This window comes from Paenibacillus xylanexedens (assembly GCF_007680605.1).
Classification (GTDB): domain Bacteria; phylum Bacillota; class Bacilli; order Paenibacillales; family Paenibacillaceae; genus Paenibacillus; species Paenibacillus xylanexedens_B.
The window spans coordinates 134427-158207 of sequence record NZ_VEIO01000006.1; the positions used below are offsets into that span (position 1 = coordinate 134427).

The window sequence follows — 23781 nt, forward strand, 5'->3', positions numbered from 1 at the left end:
ATAATAAAGTACTTATACAAGAAGCTCTGAATATCCGAACTGCTGCCGTACGGCATGATTTACAGCTACGGCGGCAGAGGATGTTCATGAAGCTATAGAGAGGAACAGAACAGTTCCGTATAAGACAGACGTATGAATAGGGAGGATTACCATTATGTCCAGTTTCAAAATGAAGGTCGCACTGGCGCCTGTTCTGGCTTTACTTTTGCTCACAGCCTGTGATGGAGGCGTTGGCGGTAAAACGTCACTTACGAATAAAAGCGGAGCGCCATCTCCACTTACGTTCGATTTTTTCAGTGTTGATCCGAGTCCGAACTGGAATGGCATGAAGGATGAAGTGGGCAAGGTCATTACAGCCAAAACAGGCATCATCCTGAACGGTGAATTTGCCGTTAGCGGGGGACAGGATAGAATATCCCTGATGGCAGCAAGTCGAGACTATCCAGATATCGTTTCCCCGAAAGGGGAACTCAGCAAGCTGGTTGATGCTGGAGCGATGCTCGACCTGACAGACCTGATTGAACAACACGCTCCCAACCTGAAAAAGCTATATGGTAATTCCATGAATCGGTTGAAATACAGCAACGAGGATCAGTCTATTTATGTATTGCCGACGTATTATGCGGTGGACCAGAAGTATTTTGATGCCGGCGGGGGATTCGGTATTCAGCATCGTGTGCTCAAAGAGCTGGGATACCCCAAGGTTCGTACGCTTCAGGATTATGAAAATGTATTGCGAGTTTACAGCGAGAAACACCCCATGACGGATGGTCAGCCGACCATTCCGTTAACGCTGGATGCTGATAATTGGAGAATCATGATCACCGTTACGAATCCTGCGTTTCTGGCGACAGGCGCGCCGGATGACGGCGAATACTACATTGATCCAGTCACCTATGAAGCGAAGTTACATTATAAGCGCCCAGAGGAGAAGGAGTACTTCCGCTGGTTGAACCATATGTACAACGAAGGTTTGTTAGATCAGGAAAGCTTTGTACAAAAATCAGATCAGTATAAATCCAAGATTGCGAGTGGACGCGTGCTGGGTCTCATTGATCAGGATTGGGGATATGCCGACGCTGAGGACGCATTGAAATCGGCGGGCAAAGCGGAGGCAACCTATTCCCATTTTCCGGTGACGTTGTCCGAAGACATGAAGGATCATTCTTTTCAAGACACGGGATTTGTATCGGGCTGGGGAATAGGCATAACGACTTCAAACCCTGATCCGGTGCGCACCATCCAGTTTTTTGATTATTTGGCTTCTGAAGAAGGTCAGATCTTGATGAACTGGGGCATACAAGGCAAGCACTACGAAATCAAGGATGGCAAACGTGTAATTCCTGCAGAAGTCCAGGATCAAAAAACAAACCATGCTTCTGCTTTCCAGAGAGAGTCTGGCATTGGACTATATAAAAATATGTCTGGACGTTACGGGGATGGTGTAAAAGACTCGACTGATAATTATTATACGACGAATTTCCCTGAACAAATTCAGGCTTCATATACCCAGGCAGAGACAGAGACCCTACGGGCATATGGTGCATCCACTTGGAAGGACCTGTTTCCCAAGGAAGAAGCATTCCCGGTTAAACCTTGGGGAGCAGCTTATAACATGCCTACACCAGGGGACTCGGATTATAATGTCATTTTCCAGAAAACACAGGATATTATTCGCAAACGGATTCCCGAAGTTGTCTTAAGTTCGACGGATCAATTTGATGCCATCTATGATGGCTTGATCGCTGAACTAAACCAGGCGGGAGCAGAAAAAATGGAAAAACAATATACGGTTTTAATTCAAAATCGCGTTCGTTTGTGGAACGCTGATTAGTGTTGGGATAGTACAGACTTGTCCACTTGAAAAATAGAACAAAACCCGGAATATCGGGTTTGTTTTATACAGAAAACGTTTTAGTGAAACCGTTTTAGTTTTGTTAAATTAGCTATTGACAAGGATTTTTTTAACGATTATGATTCAACTGTGAAAGCACTTACAATTACTTGTACACTTTTGATAATCTCTCAAGTTAGCACTAAATTGTATGACTGGGAAGTTATCAGAGCTTGGTTAGGTCAGAATCGCATCCCTTATCGTTTTAGGAAATAGGTAAGCGCTTTTAATGTTACTGCATCTGAGAAATACATTCGATTCACCCGGATATGGTATGAGCAGGCGTGTCCTGTTGTACAAATACACAGCTTCATTTTATCCAAAGGGGGATTATACATGAAGGGCAGAACACCAAAAACATTTGCAATGCTTTTGTTAGCGAGCGCTCTTGCGATCACAGCAGGATGCGGAACTAGCGGAGGAAAATCAGCTGAAGAAAAACCGGTGGATACGGGGGATACAACCACGCCAATCACCTTTACATTCTTCGGAGCCGATGCCAGTCCGAACTGGAATAACATGAAGGATGCTGTTGGGCAAGAGATCACGAAGGCAACCGGTGTTACGCTTGAAGCAGAGTTTGACGTGAATAATGGCGGAGACCAGAAGATTCCGCTGATGGCTGCTAGTGGAGATTACCCTGATATTATCTATCCTAAAGGAAACCTGTCGAAGCTGGTGGATGCAGGTGCAATGCTTGATCTAACCGACCTGATTGAGGAACATGCGCCTAACTTGAAGAAAATCTATGGTGACCAGATGAACCGTCTGAAATATAGCACGGAAGATCAGGCGATCTATACGATTCCAACGAATATGGGTGTAGGTAACGTAGCATTTGACGCTACGGGTGGATTCGAGATTCAGCAGAAAGTATTAAAAGAGCTGGGTTATCCCGAAGTGAAAACACTTGAAGATTATGAAAATGTGCTCCGCACGTATTATGAGAAACATCCAACCATTGATGGGCAACCTACCATTCCGCTGACGCTGAATGCCGATGACTGGAAGATTATGATTACGGTTACAAACCCGGCTTTCCAGGCAACAGGAGCACCAGACGATGGTGAGTATTATATTGATCCGGAGACATATGAAGCAAAGCTGCACTATAAACGTCCGGAGGAGAAAGAATATTTCCGCTGGCTGAACAAAATGTACAACGAAGGTCTCTTGGACAAAGATACGTTTGTTCAGAAGGACGACCAGTATAAATCCAAAATCGCCAGTGGCCGCGTTCTCGGTTTGATTGACCAGGAGTGGAACTATGGCGAAGCTGAGAATGCGCTCAAATCCAAAAACAATGGCGAGAGCACATATGCCCACTTCTCCGTTTCCCTGAACAAAGACATCGTAGATCATACGTTCCAGCCAACCGGCTTTGACGGTTACGGTATCGGTATTACAACGTCTGCGAAAGATCCTGTTCGTATCATCAAGTTTATGGATTGGCTTGCTTCTGACGAAGGCCAGGTGCTCCGGTACTGGGGTGTTGAGAACCAACACTACAAAGTCGAGAATGGAAAACGCATCGTACCAGATGATGTGCAGGATCGTAAAACGAACGATAACTCCGCATTCACGAAAGAGTCTGGAGTCGGAATGTATAACATCTTTAGTGCCAGATATGGGGATGGTATGAAAGATTCCACAGATAACTACTACACAACGAACTTCCCTGAACAGATTCAGGCTGGATATACAGCAGCGGAGAAAGAAACGTTGAAAGCGTATGGCATCACAACATGGAAAGATTTCTTCCCATCTGAGGATAAGTTGAAACTGAAGGATTGGGGTGCAGCATATAACATGCCGGTGCCTTCCGATACCGAATACAACGTTACTTTCCAAAAAACACAGGATATCATCCGCAAACGTATTCCGGAAGCGATTTTGGCGAAGCCGGATCAATTTGACAGTCTCTATGACGGGTTGCTGGCCGAACTGGATAAAGCAGGCGCGGTAGAGATGGAAAAACAGTACACCGAATGGATCAAGGATCGTGTATCCCTGTGGACTGGTAAAGATGTGAAATAAGTGTTCAGCATGATCAATGCATTGAAGGGAATTGTAATTATATTTTTCAGGATCAAGCTTGGCTCAAATAAGATGCGGTATTCACAGGCACCAAGCCTGTTATACAGATAAAACCTTCATAAATAGGGGAGATAGACAAATGAGAGGCAAAATGAAAGGCAGAATGACAGGAAAAACACCCAAGACGTTCGCAATGTTAATGTTGGCTAGTGCAATGTTGGTTACGGCTGGATGCGGTAACTCCGGTAGTAAAGAGACTACCGAATCCAGCGGTACCGACCCGATTACGATCTCGTTCTTTGGTGCGGACCCAAGTCCAACCTGGAACAACATGCAGGATGCCGTTGGTAAAGAAATCACAAAGCAAACCGGCGTTACGATTGAAGCTGAGTATGATGTTAATAATGGCGGTGACCAGAAGGTTGCGCTGATGGCGGCCAGCGGAGACTATCCAGACATGATTTTCCCAAAAGGAAACTTGTCAAAATTGGTGGATGCAGGTGCAATGATCGACCTCACCGATCTGATTGAGGAGCATGCTCCTAACCTGAAAAAAATCTATGGTGATCAGATGAACCGTCTGAAATATAGCACCGAAGATCAAGCGATCTATACCATCCCGACCAACATGGGGGTAGATAACGTTGTCTTTGACGCTACAGGCGGATTCGAAATCCAGCAAAAGGTATTGAAAGAACTGGGTTACCCTGAAGTAAAAACACTGGAAGATTACGAAAATGTACTTCGTGCGTATTATGAAAAACATCCTACCATCGATGGTCAGCCAACGATTCCACTGACGCTGAATGCCGATGACTGGAAAATCATGATTACCGTCACGAATCCGGCCTTCCAGGCAACGGGTGCACCGGATGATGGGGAGTATTACATCAATCCTGAGACGTATGAAGCGATGCTTCATTATAAACGTCCAGAGGAGAAAGAATACTTCCGCTGGTTGAACAAAATGTACAACGAAGGTCTCTTGGACAAAGATACATTTGTGCAAAAGGATGACCAGTACAAGTCCAAAATCGCCAGCGGCCGTGTTCTGGGTCTGATTGATCAGGAGTGGAACTATGGTGAAGCCGAGAATGCGCTCAAATCCGCAGGTAAGGATGACAGCACGTATGCTCACTTCTCTGTGTCTCTGAACAAGGACATCGTAGACCATACATTCCAACCAACCGGCTTTGACGGTTACGGCATCGGGATCACGACGTCTGCCAAAGATCCGGTTCGCATCATCAAGTTCATGGATTGGCTCGCATCCGACGAAGGTCAAGTCCTGAGAAACTGGGGCATTGAAAATGAACATTACAAAGTAGAGGATGGCAAACGTGTCGTTCCGCAGGATATACAGGATCGTAAAGTAAACGATAACTCCGCATTCACCAAAGAAACGGGTATCGGCATGTATAACATTTTCAGTGCCAGATACGGTGATGGCGTGAAGGATGCGACGGACAATTACTTCACAACCAACTTCCCTGAACAGATTCAGGCCGGATACACGGCAGCTGAGAAGGAAACGTTGAAAGCTTATGGCATTAACACGTGGAAGGATTTCTATCCTGCTGAAGACGATCTGAAGCTGAAAGAGTGGGGGGCAGCGTACAATATGCCCGTACCTTCCGGTACAGATTACAGTGTGAAATTCCAGAAAACACAGGATATCGTGCGCAAACGTATTCCGGAAGCTGTTCTGACTTCACCGGCGAACTTCGATGCAACCTATGATGCATTCCTGGCTGAACTCGACAAAGCCGGTGCAGTGGAGATGGAAAAACAATACACGGAATGGATCAAAGATCGTGTATCCCTGTGGACAGGTAAAGATGTGAAATAATAATGTTCATCTTTATTCCAATTTCAAATCGAAGTAATAGGAAACGGCCCTCATTGTGAGGGCTTTTTTTCTGTAGTTATATCTTTTGATAATTCTGTAACGAGAAGCATTGACGTCATTTTTGAAATCGCATATAATCCTCTTATTGTAAGCACTTCCAGTCAACAAAACAGATAAATTCTAAGTTTTTCATGTTTACACCTTTGTTATTTTTTTATTTAAGCATGTTCGAAAACGTTTTAGGAAACTAGTTTCGCTATTTGCCTATTTCGGAAGATGAAATAATTTAAGCGATAAGCGAGATGGAATCAATGGAAATCATGCCTTACATGCATGACCCTATTACTATTGAATGACGTGGGATGCACGATCTGTACGTCATCTGAAATGGAGGATTTAGCTATGACGATTTTTCAATTTCCGCAAGATTTCCGGTGGGGGACCGCAACCGCGTCCTATCAGATTGAGGGGGCTGCACAAGAGGGAGGGCGTGGAGTATCCATCTGGGATACATTCGCACGTACCCCTGGTAAAGTGTTTAACGGTGATAATGGTGATGTTGCGTGTGACAGTTACCACCGCTATGAAGAAGATATTGCACTAATGAAGAAACTTGGCATTAACACGTATCGTTTCTCTATTGCGTGGCCGCGCATTATTCCAGATGGGGATGGAGAGATCAATCGTGAAGGATTGGATTTCTATCATCGTTTTGTAGATGCTCTGCTAGATGCTGGTATTGAACCGTTCCTCACACTGTACCATTGGGATTTGCCGCAGACACTGGAGGATAACGGGGGCTGGGGAAACCGCAGAACGGTGGATGCATTTGTCAAATATGCTGAAGTGATCTTCAAAGAATTTTCAGGCAAAATCAACTTCTGGCTGACCTTTAATGAACCATGGTGTATTGCGTTCCTGTCCAACATGCTGGGCATTCATGCACCAGGTAATAAAGATGTGCAAACGGCAATTAACGTGGCTCATGGTCTACTCGTTGCACATGGTAAAGCTGTTCAGTCCTTCCGCCGTATGGGGATTACCGGTCAGATCGGTATCGCACCTAATGTATGCTGGGCTGAACCATATAGTAAATCTGCTGAGGATCAGGCAGCGTGTGACCGCTCTATCGCGCTGAATACAGACTGGTTCCTTGATCCAATCTATAAAGGCTCCTATCCTCAGTTTCTGGTGGACTGGTTTGCTGAAGCAGGAGCAACTGTACCGATTCAAGATGGAGATATGGAAATTATCTCTGAGCCGATTGACTTGCTTGGCATTAACTATTATACGATGGGCATTAACCGTCATAATCCCGAAGCGGGTGTGCTTCAGTCGGAAGAAATGAACATGGGATTGATTAAAACAGATATCGGCTGGCCGGTTGAATCACGCGGCCTGTATGAATTTATGCATTACTTGCAAAAGTATGGCAACGTGGATGTGTATATTACCGAGAATGGTGCATGTATTAACGACGATCTGGAAAATGGTAAAATTAACGACGATCGCCGCATTTCTTATTATGAGCAACATTTGGCGCAGATCCACCGCATTATCAATGATGGCATCAACCTGAAGGGCTATATGGCTTGGTCGCTGATGGATAACTATGAGTGGGCTGAAGGTTACCGGATGAGGTTTGGTTTGGTGCATGTTGATTTTCGTTCGCTTGTAAGAACGCCTAAGGAAAGCTTTTACTGGTATCAAAGCGTGATTAAAAATAATTGGCTGGAGATCCGGAACTAGATTCTAAGCGAATGTCTTTTTTAACAGAAATTATTTTTTCTACTATATATAGGCGGTTCTGTCGGACTTCTCCGACAGGCCGTCTTTTTCTATTTGTCACAAGTGAAATCGGAACTTACTAAATTGTTCATAAAGGTTAACTAAATTTCTGTTATAAAATGATTGTTTTTGGGTTATAAGAAGTATGGTGATGGCGATGATGTATTTGTCAATATGTTTTGGAGAAATAAAGTGTCAAAAATAAGAAAATAATTTGAACATTTGTTGACTAAAATTCATACTGATGTGGTATATTGGTATTAGGAAAGCACTTACAAAAAGGGAAAAGGAAGTGTTTACTATGGCATCTAAAACAGCAATGGTCAGCCAATTAGAGCGTAAAGATAAAAATATGCGTCGCGCAGTTTTGACGATGACAGTTCTGGCATGGGTTGCCCTCATTACTGGAGTCGTACTGTGCCTGATTAACTTGAATGATTTTAATGATCGCAATTTGGGATTAATGGTAGGCATTGGTTTTCTCGTAGGTAGCGTATTTATCTACGTTATTGCCAAATCGATTGGTCTGGTTCATACACGGCATGAAGATGAAGGTGCAGATTAATTATAATCTTGCGTAAAATCGTCCATAATAAGACTGGAATATTCCCCGGAAATCCAGTCAATAAAGCCCTTTGCGGATTCGTTGACAATTGTTCAACGTGACTGCAAAGGGTTTTATTTTGTGACCTGAAGTGTAAAGATTACAATGTACAAATATCAACCGATCAAGCGATTTGTGAGAAAAAATTCACACATTTAGGGTGTAAAATCGACAAATTTGTTAACATGAACAAAAAAGTCGCTCGTTTCTGATATCTTTAGTGAGAAGAGAGTAGTATACTGATTTTTTAGTATTAGCGAATATTTAAGGAGAGGGGATCAAAATGAACAAGAAACCTAGGTCGCTTATCCGGATTATTATTCCGGTAGTCCTGACGTTGGTTACAATTGCGTTGATTGTCTGGCCAATGCTGGCAGGCGGGCAGTATGTTGTTCTGGATCCGAAGGGGCCTATTGGCGCTGCACAGAAAGATTTGATTATTATTTCAACTCTTCTGTGTGCTGTTGTCATCGTCCCTGTGTTGATTATGTCTGCAGTAATCGTTTGGCGTTACCGCGACAAACCAGAAAACAAAAACGAGTACAAGCCAAACTGGGCTCATAGTACAAAGGCGGAAGTCATCTGGTGGACAATTCCGATTGTCATCATCGGACTTTTGGCCATCGTTACTGTGCGCTACACCTATGATTTGGAGCCTTCCAAACCACTGGCACATGAGAAAGAGCCAATTACGATTCAGGTATCTTCACTGGATTGGAAATGGTTGTTCCTCTATCCTGAGCAGGGCATTGCAACAGTTAACACATTGAATATTCCTGCAGACCGGCCTGTGAAATTTGAGCTCACTGCGGATTCACCCATGAACTCGTTCTGGATTCCGCAATTGGGTGGACAAATTTACACGATGTCAGGAATGGCAATGACCTTGTATTTGCAAGCTGACCATGAGGGTCAATACTGGGGTTCAGGCGCGAACTTCACTGGTGAACACTTTGGAGAGATGCGTTTTGATGTCAATGCAACGTCGGATGAAGAATTCGATAAATGGGTAGCTGAAGTGAAGCAACAATCCCAGCCAATGACTCAAGAAACGTATGACACGCTGGCTAAGCCAGGAACAAGCAATGTTGCGTATTATTCTGCATTCCCTGAAGGACTGTTCCAGAAAATCGTAACTAAATATGTTGTTGACGGTAAAAGTGCTCACAGCAAGCATGAAGGTTCAAGCTCGAACGAGTCTGCTGTTGGAGATAAATCCTTGTCTGTACCGAAATTAAATACAAGTACGAACTAAAGATTCGAAAGGAGGCCCCCAATGTTAGAGAGATTAAAGGAGTTTGCATCGGAGTTTTTCGTTACCGGCGACCCACTGATCTATGGAGCAGACGTGGCTATCGGGATTACGACCATTGCGATCGTAACGGTGCTGACTTATTTCAAAAAATGGGGCTGGCTCTGGCGTAACTGGTTAACTACTGTCGATCACAAAAAGATCGGTATTATGTATATCATTGCTTCCATTATCATGTTGTTCCGTGGTGGTGTGGATGCATTGATGATGCGTCTGCAGCTGGCTATGCCTAATATGGATTTCTTACATCCAGAACACTATAATCAGGTCTTTACAACACATGGTACGATCATGATCCTGTTCATGGCGATGCCATTTATGTTCGGTTTGTTTAACGTCATTGTGCCGTTACAGATCGGAGCAAGGGACGTGGCATTCCCGTTCCTGAACGCACTGAGCTTCTGGTTATTCTTCCTGGGCGCAATGCTGTTCAACCTGTCCTTCGTTATCGGTGGTTCACCGGATGCAGGATGGCTGAGTTACCCGCCTCTATCGGAGCTGTCACACAGTCCGGGGGTAGGACAGAACTTCTATATATGGGGTATCCAGATATCGGGTATCGGTTCCCTGGCAACCGGTATCAACTTTATGGTTACCATCATTAAAATGCGTGCGCCAGGCATGAAATGGATGAAACTGCCGATGTTCACATGGTCGGTATTCTCCACTTGTATCATTATCTTGTTTGCATTCCCGATCTTGACGGTGACGCTTGCATTGCTCTTCCTCGACAGGTTTGCCGGGGCGCATTTCTTCACGCTTGATCTGGGCGGCAACCCAATGATGTATATCAACTTGATCTGGATGTGGGGTCACCCTGAGGTATACATTGTCGTCTTGCCGGCATTTGGTGTGTTCTCCGAGATCGTAAGTACGTTCTCCAAGAAAAAACTGTTTGGTTATAAATCGATGGTATTCGCGATGTTGATCATCAGCTTCCTGTCCTTCTTCACATGGGCGCATCACTTCTTCACGATGGGTTCCGGAGCGGACGTGAATGCATTCTTCGCGGTTACGACGATGTTGATTGCCATTCCAACAGGGGTTAAGATATTTAACTGGCTGTTTACGATGTATAAAGGAAGGATACGCATGGCCACTCCGATGATGTGGACACTTGCCTTTATCCCGTGCTTTATCGTCGGAGGTATGACAGGGGTTCTGTTATCCGTTGCTCCTGCTGACTTCCAGTTCCACAACAGTTACTTCCTGATTGCCCACTTCCACCAAGTATTGATCGGTGGCGTTGTCTTTGGATACTTCGCAGGTCTGTACTACTGGTGGCCAAAAATGTTCGGTTTCCAACTCGAAGAGAAACTGGGTAAATGGGCATTCTGGACTTGGAATATTGGTTTCTATGTGTGCTTCATGCCGCAGTACGCTGTCGGTCTGATGGGTATGACTCGTCGTCTGAGCACTTACGGCTGGGATACCGGCTGGTGGGAACTGAACTTCGTATCCACAATCGGGGCATTCCTGATGGGCGTTGGTTTCTTGTTCCAAGTTGCACAAATTGCAGACGGTATTCGCAAATACAAAACACTCAAAGCTTCTGGCGATCCATGGGATGGTCGTACGCTCGAGTGGTCGATTCCTTCACCAGCTCCAGAATATAACTTCGCTGTTACACCGCGCGGAGATGATGTGGATGAGTGGTGGGAAGAGAAAGAACGTCGTGCGAAAGGAATTCATCCGCCTGAGCCTGTATATGAGCCAATTCATATGCCGAAAAATTCCTCGATTCCGTTCATTATGTCTGTCTTCTGGTTCGTTGCCGGTTTCGGCTTCGTCTTTGGATGGCTGTGGATGGCAATCCTCGGACTCGCTGGCGTGGGTATCTGCATGATTGCTCGTTCCTTCTCTTACGATACGGATTATTACATTCCGGTCGATGAAATCAAGCGTACCGAAGCGTCGTTAAGGGGGTCGGTATAGATGGCTCAAGCAGCCGCTAAACACGGTGAGAATCATGCACACGGTCATGACCATGGCCACCATGATCCACAGGAAATGAAAATTCTCGGATTCTGGTTCTTCCTGATTTCCGACGTTATCCTGTTCTCCGTATTGTTCGCAACCTTCATTGTGTTGCGTGACAATACGGCGGGCGGACCGATTTTGTCTGAACTGATCAAAATGCCTGGTGTTATTGCTGAAACCTTCTTGTTGCTCACAAGTTCATTCACGAGCGGACTTGCGGTTCTGGCAATGAACCAAGGCAAAGTAAAACAATTGATTAACTGGTTGATCGTTACAGCCGTTCTGGGTGCAGGCTTCCTTGCCCTGGAGATCTATGAGTTTGTTGAGATGGTTCACGAAGGATTCAGCTACACAACAAGTGCAGCATCCGGCGCGTTCTTTACCCTGGTAGGTACTCACGGACTTCACGTATCGCTCGGTTTGATCTGGATGATCGGCTTAATGTTCCAACTGAAAAAACGGGGTATTACCGATGTCACTCGTGGTAAAATCAACGTAATCAGCTTGTACTGGCACTTCTTGGACGTTGTATGGATCTTCCTCCTGACCATCGTCTATCTGATGGGGGTGATGTAGATGGCACAGCACAACGCACATGATTCTCATGGCCATGAACAACATGGTTCCCTGAAGTCTTATGTCATCGGCTTCATACTGTCCATCGTTCTGACCATCATTCCTCTGGTAGTGGTGCTGAACGACATGATGGGTAAAACAGGAACGATGATTGTTATTTTGGGAACTGCGGCACTGCAGTTTGTCGTTCAACTCTTCTTCTTCATGCATATCCGTGAAACAGAGAAACCTCGCTGGAACGTGATGGCTCTCATTTTCGGATTGCTGATGATGTTGACCATCGTTATTGGTTCGATCTGGATCATGCTGAACAACGCAGTTGCACATTAATAGTCTTTAACGAGAACCTTCTTGTCTGAATTTCAGACAGGAAGGTTCTTTTTTTTTCAATTAGGCCTGATGGCAGTAAGGTTACAAACCGATAAAGACTTTATAGGGATGATTTGTGGGAGGGGCTGGAGCGAAACTTTAAATTTAGGATTTTAAAATCAGTGATGTAATCTCGAGCAAAATAAGATTTTGTAATAACTTTTGCATAGTCTACGGTTCAATAAAAAGGAGAATAGCGATGAAAAAGGCCACAGCTGAAAAAGTCGGGTTGCAAAGACATTTATCCCATCCAACAAAAAATGCGAAGAGCTACCTTAATAAGATGTTCTCTTCTTTCATGGCAATTGTACTTTTCGTTAGTTTGCATTCTTTTCCTGTATGGGCTGCTTCAGGGATTACAAGCAATTCATATCCCGGTTTCTACGGTATCCCTTCTGCAACGACTCAAGCCGCGAATGGAGACTTGTATCTCGCATATCCTGAAATGGGAACTATTCAAGGTGGAAGCCAGGGTATTAAGGATTTTAAAATTTATAAATGGACTTCAGCGAGCAATTCTTTTTCACTAGAAACAAGTGTCAACGCAGCGGTTGGACTGAACCAATTTGATGTCTATTATGGGGAATTAAAGATGGCAGTTGACACCAACGGCACATTACACGTTGCTTTTATAAAAACAGGTTCTTTCCATGATTTGAATTGGTACTCCTATACCAAAGGAATATATTACGGCACATACAATACAAACAGCAATTCTTGGTCAAATGAATTTTCTGAAATGGAGACACAGGGGCTTCCTACACAATTAAGTGCAACCCGTTACTTTTATACATCGCTACAACTTCAAGTGAATTCATTGGGTGAGGCTGCTATTGCCTATGTGAAAAATTCAAATACAAGTCAGAATGATTACCATATTAAAATTAAAGTTGGTTCGAATTCAAATACAACTTGGTCCGAGACTATATTGAATACAGGGGATAATGTTAGTGTTAACAGTCTCTTGGATGATAACAACGGAAACTTTAGTGTTGTTTATTCCGTTGAGACGGGGATTGGTCCGGATATCTATGTATCCAGCGCCCCCTTTGCCACTTCAGCTAAAGTGCTAACTGGAGATGATAACTATTATTCTTATTACGGATCGGCAATAGATTCATCAGGTCACATTTATGTTGTATATAGCAACCTTTTTAATGGTGGTTTTGGTATTGCATCTAATACGGGGAGCGGTGGTTCCTGGGAAACAACAATAATTGATAGCATTGATGTTGCAGCAACAACTGCGATACCCAGTGGACAGCCTAACGGGTCTTTAGTTATTGATGAGAACGACAATATGTTTATATTTGTAGCTTCAATTGATACAAGTACTTATCAGCCGGCCTCTTTCTACTATTACGGTAAATTCTCAGGCAACAATACATGGAATAAGGGTTTGATTGATATTCCCGAATTAAGCAACCTGCTGGGTAAGAGTCTGAATGTCCTCTATCCGTTCGCTCCTTCGACTGGAAATCTGATGCTGCAGTATTTTGATGGGACTAACATGGAGGCAGGTTATGTTTCTGGCAAACAAACTGACTTCTTTGCTTCTTCCGGCTTGAGTGGTGATGCAACTTTGACCAGCGTATTGGGGCAGACCCTAACGACAGGTTCGGAAGCGGGTACGACGTCAGCTCCGAAGACTGCAACCATCGAGGTAAGCAATGGAGTATCATCTGTATCGGCCGGGGATATCGTCAAGCAGGACGCAGGAGCAACGGTAACTTTCTACGGAACAGACAGTACTTTCGTGACGCCTGATGTCGGCAGTGTAAACCTTACATCCGGTTCAGGAACAGATGTATACATCAAAGTTGTTGCGGAAGACAATACAACCTTGTACTACAAGATCAGTATCAACAGGATGGCACCGATCTCTAACTTTGTGAATACGGCGAAGACGAGTACAACCGCAAGCTTTAGCTGGACAGCAGCCAGCGGAGCAACCGGAATCGTGATCGAACAATCGCCAGCAGGTGCGAACACGTGGACAACGGCACAAACGAGTGGAGCGATTTTAGCAAACGCCACAAGTGCAGCCGTAACAGGATTGAACCCAGCCACGTCCTACGATTTCCGTCTTGTGGTTACTGGCGGTACGAATGCGGGCACATCGAACGTGGTCTCGAACATCACGACGGATAATGCACCGAGCGTGCCGCTCACCGACTTTGCAAGTACGGCGAAGACGAGTACAAGCGCAAGCTTTAGCTGGACAGCAGCCAACGGAGCAACAGGGCTGGTGATCGAACAATCGCCAGCGGGCACGAATACGTGGACAACATCGTCCACAAGCGGAGCCCTTGCGGCCAATGCCACAAGTGGCACGGTGACAGGATTAAACCCGGCCACGACATATGACTTCCGTCTTGTGGTCACTGGCGGTACGAATGCGGGCACATCGAACATTGTGTCAAACGTGACGACGGATAATGCACCGAGCGTGCCGCTCACCGACTTTGCGAGTACGGCGAAGACGAGTACAAGCGCAAGCTTTAGCTGGACAGCAGCCAGCGGAGCGACCGGGCTGGTGATCGAACAATCGCCAGCGGGCACGAACACATGGACTACAGCGTCTACAAGCGGAGCCCTTGCGACCAATGCCACAAGTGCAACCGTAACAGGATTGAACCCAGCCACGTCATATGACTTCCGACTCGTGGTTACTGGCGGTACGAACGCCGGCACATCGAACATTGTGTCAAACGTGACGACGGATAATGCACCGAGCGTGCCGCTCACCGACTTTGCCAATACGGCGAAAACGAGTACAAGTGCGAGCTTTAGCTGGACAGCAGCCAGCGGAGCAACCGGAATTGTGATTGAACAATCGCCAGCGGGCACGAATACGTGGACTACAGCGTCTACAGGCGGAGCCCTTGCGGCCAATGCCACAAGTGCAACCGTAACAGGATTGAATCCGGCCACGTCGTACGATTTCCGTCTCGTGGTCACTGGCGGTACGAATGCGGGCCCATCGAACGTGGTCTCGAACATCACGACGGATAATGCACCGAGCGTGCCGCTGACCGACTTTGCGAATACGGCGAAGATGAGTACAAGTGCAAGCTTTAGCTGGACAGCAGCCAGCGGAGCAACCGGGCTGGTGATCGAACAATCGCCAGCGGGCACGAACACATGGACTACAGCGTCTACAAGCGGAACCCTTGCGACCAACGCCACAAGTGGCACGGTAACAGGATTGAACCCAGCCACGTCGTATGACTTCCGACTCGTGGTCACTGGCGGTACGAACGCTGGCACATCGAACGTGGTCTCGAACATCACGACAGATAATGCACCAAGCGTGCCGCTGACCGACTTTGCGAGTACGGCGAAAACGAGTACAAGCGCAAACTTTAGCTGGACAGCAGCCAGCGGAGCAACCGGAATCGTGATCGAACAATCCCCAGCAGGTGCGAATACATGGACAACGGCACAAACAAGTGGAACGATTGCGGCCAACGCCACAAGTGGCACGGTAACAGGATTGAATCCAGCCATGTCGTATGACTTCCGACTCGTGGTCACTGGCGGTACGAACGCTGGCACATCGAACGTGGTTTCGAACATCACAACAGACAATGCACCAAGCGTGCCGCTCACCGACTTTGCGAGTACGGCGAAGACGAGTACAAGCGCAAGTTTTAGCTGGACAGCAGCAAGCGGAGCAACAGGGCTGGTGATCGAGCAATCGCCAGCGGGCACGAATACGTGGACAACATCGTCCACAAGCGGAGCCCTTGCGACCAACGCCACAAGTGGCACGGTAACAGGCTTGAACCCGGCCACGTCATATGATTTCCGCCTCGTGGTCACTGGAGGTACGAATGCGGGCCCATCGAATATGGTCTCGAACATCACGACGGATAATGCACCGAGCGTGCCGCTGACCGACTTTGCGAATACGGCGAAGACGAGTACAAGTGCAAGCTTTAGCTGGACAGAAGCCAGCGGAGCAACCGGGCTGGTGATCGAACAATCGCCAGCGGGCACGAACACATGGACTACAGCGTCTACAAGCGGAACCCTTGCGACCAACGCCACAAGTGCCACGGTAACAGGCTTGAACCCGGCCACGTCATATGATTTCCGCCTCGTAGTCACTGGCGGTACGAATGCCGGTACATCGAACGTGGTCTCGAACATAACAACGGATAATGCATCAAGCGTGCCTCTTACGGACTTTGCCAATACGGCGAAGACGAGTACAAGTGCAAGCTTTAGCTGGACAGAAGCCAGCGGAGCGACCGGACTCGTAATCGAACAATCCCCTGCGGGTGCGAACACATGGACAACGGCACAAACGAGTGGAGCGATTTTAGCAAACGCCACAAGTGGCACGGTAACAGGCTTGAACCCAGCCACGTCCTACGATTTCCGTCTTGTGGTTACTGGCGGTACGAACGCTGGCGCATCGAATGTGGTCTCAAACGTATCGACGAATACCGCACCGAACGTGCCAAACGTGCCTAATATCCCTAACGTACCAAGTTCGCCGACCAGTCCGGTAAATAGCAGTTCGGGTAGCGGCGCTCCTTCAAGCGGCACTACTGGAGTAGACATTCTTGTTAACGGGAAAGTGGAGAGTGCGGGTACAGCCACGACATCGCAACGCAACAATCAAAGCGTAACCACGATATCCGTCGACCAGAACAAGCTGGACAACAAGCTTGCATCGGAAGGCTCTGGAGCCGTAGTGACTTTACCGGTTAATACGAAATCGGATATTGTGATTGGTGAATTGAACGGTCAGATGATTAAAAATCTGGAAAGCTATAGTGCAACATTGGAGATTAGAACAGCCCGAGCAACATATACGTTGCCAGCTCAACAAATAAATATTAATGCCCTATCCGCCCAATTGGGTAAAGAGTTGAACCTGCAAGACATCAAAGTTCGCATTGAAATCGCCGCTCCAATAACGGATATGATGCAAGTGGTAGACCAAGCGGCAGGGAAGAATGGGCTCACGCTCGTTGCCCCACCGACGGATTTCAAGATTAGCGCAACATATGGAAGCACGACCATTGACGTATCAAAATTTAACGCATATGTTGAAAGAAGCGTTGCTCTTCCGAACGGTATTGATCCGAATAAGATTACAACAGGTTTGGTGGTAGAGCCGGATGGATCAGTAAGACATGTACCAACCAAAGTGATTTTCAAGGAGGGAATGTATTACGCTCGGATCAACAGTTTAACAAACAGTACTTATACGGTTGTCTGGCACCCGTTAGAATTCAGTGATGTTGCGAAGCACTGGGCTAAAAAAGCTGTGAACGATATGGGTTCCCGAATGATTGTCAACGGTACCGGCAATGAACAGTTCAATCCCGACCAAGATATTACACGCGCGGAATTCGCGGCCAGCATTGTTCGAGGACTGGGGCTTAAACTTGAGAACGAGACTACGCTTTTCTCGGACGTTAAGTCTTCCGATTGGTACAGCAGTGTAATTAGTACGGCTTATGCATACGAATTGCTTGATGGCTATCCAGATGGTACCTTCCGACCGATGGATAAGATTACACGAGAACAGGCAATGGTGATCCTTTCCAAGGCAATGACTCTGACCAGATTGAAGGAAAAGCAACCTGTACAATCGACAGATGGAATACTTCATTCATTCCAAGATGCGGCTAGTGTCTCTCAGTGGGCACAAAGTAGCGTTATGGAAAGTGTACAAGCAGGCATCATATCCGGCAGAAGTGCCACAGCACTTGTACCTAAGGCTTATATTACAAGAGCTGAGGTAGCCACGATTATCCAGAAGCTTCTTCAAAAGTCCGAATTGATCTAATGTAATGAAGTTCAATTCATCAAGCGATCTTAAAAAAGAGAGTTGACTAAAAAGGGTGATTTCTGCATCTTGCAGAAATCATCTTTTTTTCGTGGGGAGTTGTATGGTTAACTGGAGTCACAAGTTTTACTAGAAATAGCCAACAAAATTCAATGATTTGCATGAATCATAAAATAAGGGTACACAAATGATAGGAAATGAACTAAAATGAACTTATATGAACTTTAATAAACAATAGTGAACTTATTGAAAGCCACAAAGCATCAATGAGCTCAACTCTAAACTTAATTCACAAGACGAAAGGAATGGATAACAAATGGAAAACCGTTATGCAGCACACCCGAATGAAGTAAAAACGTATGATACAGCTCGTTTGCGTGAGGAATTCCTTATGGAGCAATTGTTTGCCAAAGACGAACTGGTGACTGTGTACTCTCATGTGGATCGTTACATTGTCGGAACTGCGGTTACACAGAGCAAGGACATTACCCTTGAAGTCAACTTGAAAGATATCGGAACGGACTTTTTTCTGGAGCGCCGTGAAATCGGTATCATCAACGTGGGTGGACAAGGTACAGTAACAGCGGACGGAGAAGTGTACGAAATTGGAGCCAAAGAATGCCTCTACATCGGTAAAGGGGTAAAGGAAGTGGTATTCAAGAGCAATGGCACAGAGCAGGCAGCTCAGTTCTACTTTGTTTCTACACCGGCTCACCATACCTATCCAACGGTAAAAGCAACTCAAGAGCAAGCACAGCCGAACCACCTCGGCAGCATCGAAACCTCCAACGAACGTACCATCTACCGTTACATTCACCAAGGTGAAGGCGGAATCAAGAGCTGTCAGCTGGTGATGGGGATCACTGAACTGAACAAAGGTAACATGTGGAACACGATGCCGGCACATACGCATAACCGCCGCTCTGAAGTGTACCTGTACTGGAACCTGCCCGAAGATGGCGTTGTATTCCATATGATGGGTGAGCCGACGGAAACGCGTCACCTCGTTGTACGTGATCGTCAGGCGATCATCTCTCCAAGCTGGTCTATTCACAGCGGTGTGGGCACAAGCAACTACACTTTCTGCTGGGCAATGGCTGGAGAAAACCAAACGTTCGAAGACATGGACGGCGTAGCGATGAAGGATCTGAAATAAGAACGAAATAGGAAGTTGATTAGATGAATCCATTGAAACGACATGAAAAGATCATGGAGGCTCTGCTGGAACGCCAGGAGGTCACGGTTAGTGACCTGAGCGAACTGTTGCAGGTGACTGGCAAAACGGTGCGAGAGGATCTCGATAAGCTGGAGAGTATGGGATTGCTTGTGCGTGTACACGGCGGAGCGATGCTGGCTCAGAATGACCAATACGGGATTCTGAACAGCCGCGGGGCACTGGAGAAACACCAGTCCGAGAAAACCGAGATTGCCGAACGAGCCCTCGCGTACATTAAGCCCGGGGATATTGTAGCACTGGACGGTGGTAGCACCACGCTAGAGATGGCCAAGCGGCTCGACAACCAGCCGCTAACGGTGATCACTAGTGATTTATACATCATCGCAGAGCTGACGAAAAAGGAGCAGGTGCGACTGGTCGTTCCTGGTGGAGCGCGTGTGCGTAATATGCTGGTGGGTGAAGATACGGCGGCATTTATTTCCGGTCTGAACATTCACAAAGCCTTCATTTCAACAACGGCGCTTCATCCTGAATTTGGCTTGTCCATCTATACAGGCGATCTGGTTCCTCTGAAGAAAGCAATGATTGCGGCCGCGCAGCAGGTATTTGGCGTGGTGGATCATTACAAATTCGGGCAATTTGCACTCCGTACCTTCGCACAGTGCTCTGAACTGGATTATATTATCAGCGACCGGAATCTGGACGAAGAGACAGCGGCTTTATACAGGCAGAGTGGTGTCAACGTGGATTACACAAGTTAACTTCATGTATTTTTAACGGGATGAAATAACGAACGATACAGTTGTAATTTGCATATCAAAGACATATGGAGGAAATGTTCATGAACCCATTTGATTTAAGCGGACAAGTTGCAATGGTGACAGGTACTTCAGGAGGGCTCGGGCAAGGGATGGCAGTTGGCCTCGCTGAAGCGGGGGCAGATGTGGTGCTGGTGTCTTACTCCAAACCGGCAGAGACGGCAAGTGCAATTGAAGCACTGGGACGTAAAGCGTATATTATCGAAGCTGATCTGAGCAAGGAAGAAGAACTGTCAGCTGTGTTTGAAAAAGCACTTTCTTTCCAAGGCAGAATTGATATTCTCGTCAACAATGCCGGCATTATTCGCCGTACTCCGGCAGCGGATCACGCACATCAGGATTGGCATGATGTCATCGCGTTGAACCTGAACAGCGTGTTCTTCCTGAGCCAGCTGGCGGGTAGACATATGATTGAACGTGGAAGCGGCAAAATCATTAACATTGCATCGATGCTTTCCTACCAGGGTGGCATTAATGTACCGGGATATACGGCAAGTAAACACGGGGTTGCCGGGTTGACGAAAGCACTTGCCAATGAATGGGCTGGCAAAGGCATTCAGATTAACGGTATTGCTCCAGGTTATATGGAAACGGATAATACAACTCAGATTCGTGCGGACGAGAACCGTTACCGCGATATTACGGCACGTATTCCAGCAGGTCGCTGGGGAACACCAGAAGATTTGAAAGGTCCGGTTGTGTTCCTGGCTTCCGCTGCATCCGATTATTTGAACGGTCACGTACTGAATGTAGACGGCGGTTGGATGGCGCGTTAATTCGTCTTTCGAAGTCCGTTTTGCAGAAGGAGGCAATGAGATGAAACTTGGTGTTCTGGCCCATACGTTTGGTAAACGACCTACAGCTGAGCTGGCGCAAATCATTGCGGACAACGGATTCAACTCCGTGCAACTGGCTCTTGCCAAAGCGTTGTCGGACATGGATTCAGCGAACGGCAAATTGAGTCCTGGATTCGCTAATGAGGTAGGGGAACAATTTGCCAGCCGCGGGGTGAAAATAGCCGTTCTAGGTTGCTATATCAACCCGATTGATCCTGATCCTGTAAGCCGTCGAGCAGATATTAACCGGTTCAAGGAACATCTGCGTTATGCCCGGGATTTCGGGTGCAGTATGGTGGCAACAGAAACAGGAGAACGAACGACCTATCGGGATACCCATCCAGACACGTACGATGAAAAATCTTGGAGTGTCCTGAAGGACACGCTTGAGGAAATCACGGAGGAAGCCGAAAAGTGGGGCGTGCATGCTGCTATTGAACCCGTGGCGACCCATACGCTTCATACGCATGAACATATGACCCGGTTGTTTGAAGAGATTCCGTCATCCAATCTGGGCATGTTGTTTGATCCGTGCAATCTGATTAAACAACATCATACAGCAGATCAAGGAGCTTTTCTGCGTGAAGTCATGGAGAAGCTGTATGAGAAAATCATCGTGATTCATGCAAAAGATGTAGCATTCAATACAGAGGGTGAGAAATATAATCCTGTACCTGGTGAGGGCATTCTAGATTATCCGTTGTTCTTCGAATTGCTCAAGACGTATAAACCACACATTGATATCTCGCTGGAAGGTGTGAATGCAGAAGAAGCTGTGCCTGCTGCCAAGCATCTGCGAGCGGTATGGGACGCTGTGAAGGTAAGATGAGGTAGAAGAAGTTCTAACGATGAATGAACTGAAAAACCTTTGCCATGGCAAAGGTTTTTTTAGTACAGCAGGATCGTTTTTTACATATTAACATTTCTTATCGGAAAAATCGGAAATAACTCTTTTCAAAACCGACATCTTGTGAGAGAATATGGAAAACATAAGCCGCCATGATGAGACATCAAGAAGCCAGCAATTGAGATCAGGATGCACAAGAATGCATATATCAAGGGAGGATTCAGAATTATGTCAAACGAACGTGAGCTTTCATTTGAAACATTAGCTATTCATGCAGGTCAAGAGATTGACCCGACAACCCAATCTAGAGCTGTACCTTTGTACCAGACCACATCTTATGGATTCCGTGATACGGAGCATGCTGCTAATCTGTTTGGTTTGAAAGAGTTTGGCAACATTTATACACGTCTGATGAATCCGACAACCGATGTATTCGAGCAGCGGATTGCGGCATTGGAAGGTGGAGCAGGTGCATTGGCTACGGCTTCGGGTCAAGCAGCCATTACGTTCTCATTGCTGAATATCGCTGGTGCTGGCGATGAGATTGTGTCCTCGGCAAGTCTGTATGGGGGTACGTATAACCTCTTCTCCACAACGTTGCCGAAACTGGGCCTTGATGTGAAATTTGTAGATTCCAGTGATCCGGAGAACTTCCGCGCGGCGATTACGGAGAAAACAAAAGCGTTGTACGCTGAAACGATCGGTAACCCGAAGGGGAACGTACTGGATATTGAAGCGGTGGCAGCGATTGCCCATGAACATGGGATTCCGCTGATCGTAGATAACACGTTCCCGAGTCCGTATTTGCTTCGTCCAATTGAACATGGAGCAGACATTGTCGTTCATTCGGCGACCAAATTTATCGGAGGACATGGTACGTCCATCGGTGGTGTCATCGTAGACAGCGGTAAATTTGATTGGAAAGCAAGTGGTAAATTTCCGGGACTGACTGAACCAGACCCAAGTTATCACGGGGTTGTGTATACGGAAGCGGTCGGCCCGATTGCTTATATTATTAAAGCGCGTGTACAGTTGCTACGTGACTTGGGAGCGTCCATTTCACCATTTAACTCCTGGTTGTTGGTACAAGGTTTGGAGACATTGCACCTTCGCGTGGAACGTCATAGTAGTAATGCGCTGGCAGTTGCAGAGTATCTGGAGAAACATGAGGATGTCCTGTGGGTGAGCTATGCTGGTCTGCCAAGTCATCCATCCTATGAACTTGCACAGAAATATCTGCCAAGAGGGCAAGGTGCGATTCTGACGTTCGGTATTAAAGGCGGCGTAGATGCAGGACGTAAATTAATCGAAAGCGTAAAATTGTTCTCCCACCTTGCTAACGTAGGCGATTCCAAGTCATTGATCATTCACCCGGCAAGCACAACCCATGCTCAATTGACGGAAGAAGAGCAAACAGCAGCTGGCGTAAATCCGGAATTGATCCGCCTCTCTATTGGTACGGAAAATATTCAGGACATCATCTACGATCTGGAGCAAGCGATTCAAGCGAGCCAAGGTGCAAGCGTAGGCGCTTAAAAAGTACGTTACAACTGTAGGTGTATCAAAGCATGTAAAATGGATTAGAGCGATGTAACAGAATTAAAGTGGTGTAAGAGAAAAAACATACAGTACATTGAAAGGTCAAAGCCACGTTCAGAGGGGCTTTGACCTTTTTGTATGGGAAGTTTTTAGTGTCAGGTACATAAAGAAAGAGTATGCCTTTGTTTTTAGCTCATTAAAACGAGGGGAATGAGGCGCTAGCGCTAACGATCTCCACGGAGCTTATTTGCCTCTTTTTACCGAGATTTAAAATCTAACGATCAGCAGAGATGTTATTTATCTATTTTTTAGCATTCTCATGATCGTTAGCCTGAAACACCCATTT

The 23781-nt window shown here is 46.3% G+C and carries 15 protein-coding genes; all 15 read left to right on the plus strand.

Features of this window, described 5'->3' with window-relative positions; all coding sequences use genetic code 11:
* The first annotated feature begins 154 nt into the window (after window positions 1-154).
* The 15 genes from FS818_RS22230 (at window position 155) to FS818_RS22300 (ending at window position 23432) form a co-directional block, all read left to right on the plus strand.
* On the plus strand, window positions 155-1834 hold the full coding sequence (locus tag FS818_RS22230) for an ABC transporter substrate-binding protein (protein ID WP_145334799.1): 1680 nt from the start codon (window positions 155-157) through the stop codon (window positions 1832-1834).
* A 396-nt stretch (window positions 1835-2230) separates the two neighbouring features.
* Window positions 2231-3931, plus strand: a complete 1701-nt coding sequence (locus FS818_RS22235) for an ABC transporter substrate-binding protein (protein ID WP_145334800.1) — start codon at window positions 2231-2233, stop codon at window positions 3929-3931.
* A 163-nt stretch (window positions 3932-4094) separates the two neighbouring features.
* Window positions 4095-5780 carry an ABC transporter substrate-binding protein gene (locus FS818_RS22240; protein ID WP_145334946.1) on the plus strand — a complete coding sequence of 562 codons (1686 nt, stop codon included), beginning with the start codon at window positions 4095-4097 and terminating at the stop codon, window positions 5778-5780.
* A 402-nt stretch (window positions 5781-6182) separates the two neighbouring features.
* Window positions 6183-7529 (plus strand): GH1 family beta-glucosidase, encoded by a 1347-nt coding sequence (locus tag FS818_RS22245; protein WP_145334802.1) that lies wholly within the window; start codon window positions 6183-6185, stop codon window positions 7527-7529.
* A 340-nt stretch (window positions 7530-7869) separates the two neighbouring features.
* Entirely contained in the window at window positions 7870-8133 is a 264-nt protein-coding gene (locus FS818_RS22250) for a hypothetical protein (RefSeq protein WP_090924956.1), read from the plus strand.
* A 322-nt stretch (window positions 8134-8455) separates the two neighbouring features.
* Window positions 8456-9427 (plus strand): ubiquinol oxidase subunit II, encoded by a 972-nt coding sequence (cyoA, locus tag FS818_RS22255; RefSeq protein WP_145334804.1) that lies wholly within the window; start codon window positions 8456-8458, stop codon window positions 9425-9427.
* Between the two features lie 21 nt (window positions 9428-9448).
* Window positions 9449-11419: a cbb3-type cytochrome c oxidase subunit I gene (locus tag FS818_RS22260; protein ID WP_145334806.1), complete on the plus strand. Its 1971-nt coding sequence runs from the start codon at window positions 9449-9451 to the stop codon at window positions 11417-11419.
* On the plus strand, window positions 11420-12040 hold the full coding sequence (cyoC, locus tag FS818_RS22265) for a cytochrome o ubiquinol oxidase subunit III (protein WP_090924959.1): 621 nt from the start codon (window positions 11420-11422) through the stop codon (window positions 12038-12040).
* Window positions 12041-12370, plus strand: coding sequence for a cytochrome o ubiquinol oxidase subunit IV (gene cyoD, locus FS818_RS22270; protein WP_090924960.1), 330 nt, complete (start codon window positions 12041-12043; stop codon window positions 12368-12370).
* Window positions 12371-12608: 238 nt separating this feature from the next.
* Window positions 12609-18218 (plus strand): fibronectin type III domain-containing protein, encoded by a 5610-nt coding sequence (locus tag FS818_RS22275; RefSeq protein WP_145334808.1) that lies wholly within the window; start codon window positions 12609-12611, stop codon window positions 18216-18218.
* Between the two features lie 316 nt (window positions 18219-18534).
* Complete coding sequence (gene kduI / locus FS818_RS22280) at window positions 18535-19374, plus strand: 5-dehydro-4-deoxy-D-glucuronate isomerase (protein WP_090924443.1); 840 nt, start codon at window positions 18535-18537, stop codon at window positions 19372-19374.
* Window positions 19375-19397: 23 nt separating this feature from the next.
* A complete protein-coding gene (locus FS818_RS22285; RefSeq protein WP_145334811.1) occupies window positions 19398-20156 on the plus strand; it encodes a DeoR/GlpR family DNA-binding transcription regulator in 759 nt (252 codons plus the stop codon).
* A gap of 80 nt (window positions 20157-20236) precedes the next feature.
* Window positions 20237-20989: a 2-dehydro-3-deoxy-D-gluconate 5-dehydrogenase KduD gene (gene kduD, locus FS818_RS22290; protein ID WP_145334813.1), complete on the plus strand. Its 753-nt coding sequence runs from the start codon at window positions 20237-20239 to the stop codon at window positions 20987-20989.
* 40 nt (window positions 20990-21029) lie between these two features.
* The gene (locus FS818_RS22295) at window positions 21030-21878 is read left to right on the plus strand and encodes a sugar phosphate isomerase/epimerase family protein (RefSeq protein WP_145334815.1); all 849 of its coding nucleotides are present in this window, start codon (window positions 21030-21032) and stop codon (window positions 21876-21878) included.
* A 246-nt stretch (window positions 21879-22124) separates the two neighbouring features.
* Complete coding sequence (locus FS818_RS22300) at window positions 22125-23432, plus strand: homocysteine synthase (RefSeq protein WP_145334816.1); 1308 nt, start codon at window positions 22125-22127, stop codon at window positions 23430-23432.
* Window positions 23433-23781: the final 349 nt, after the last annotated feature.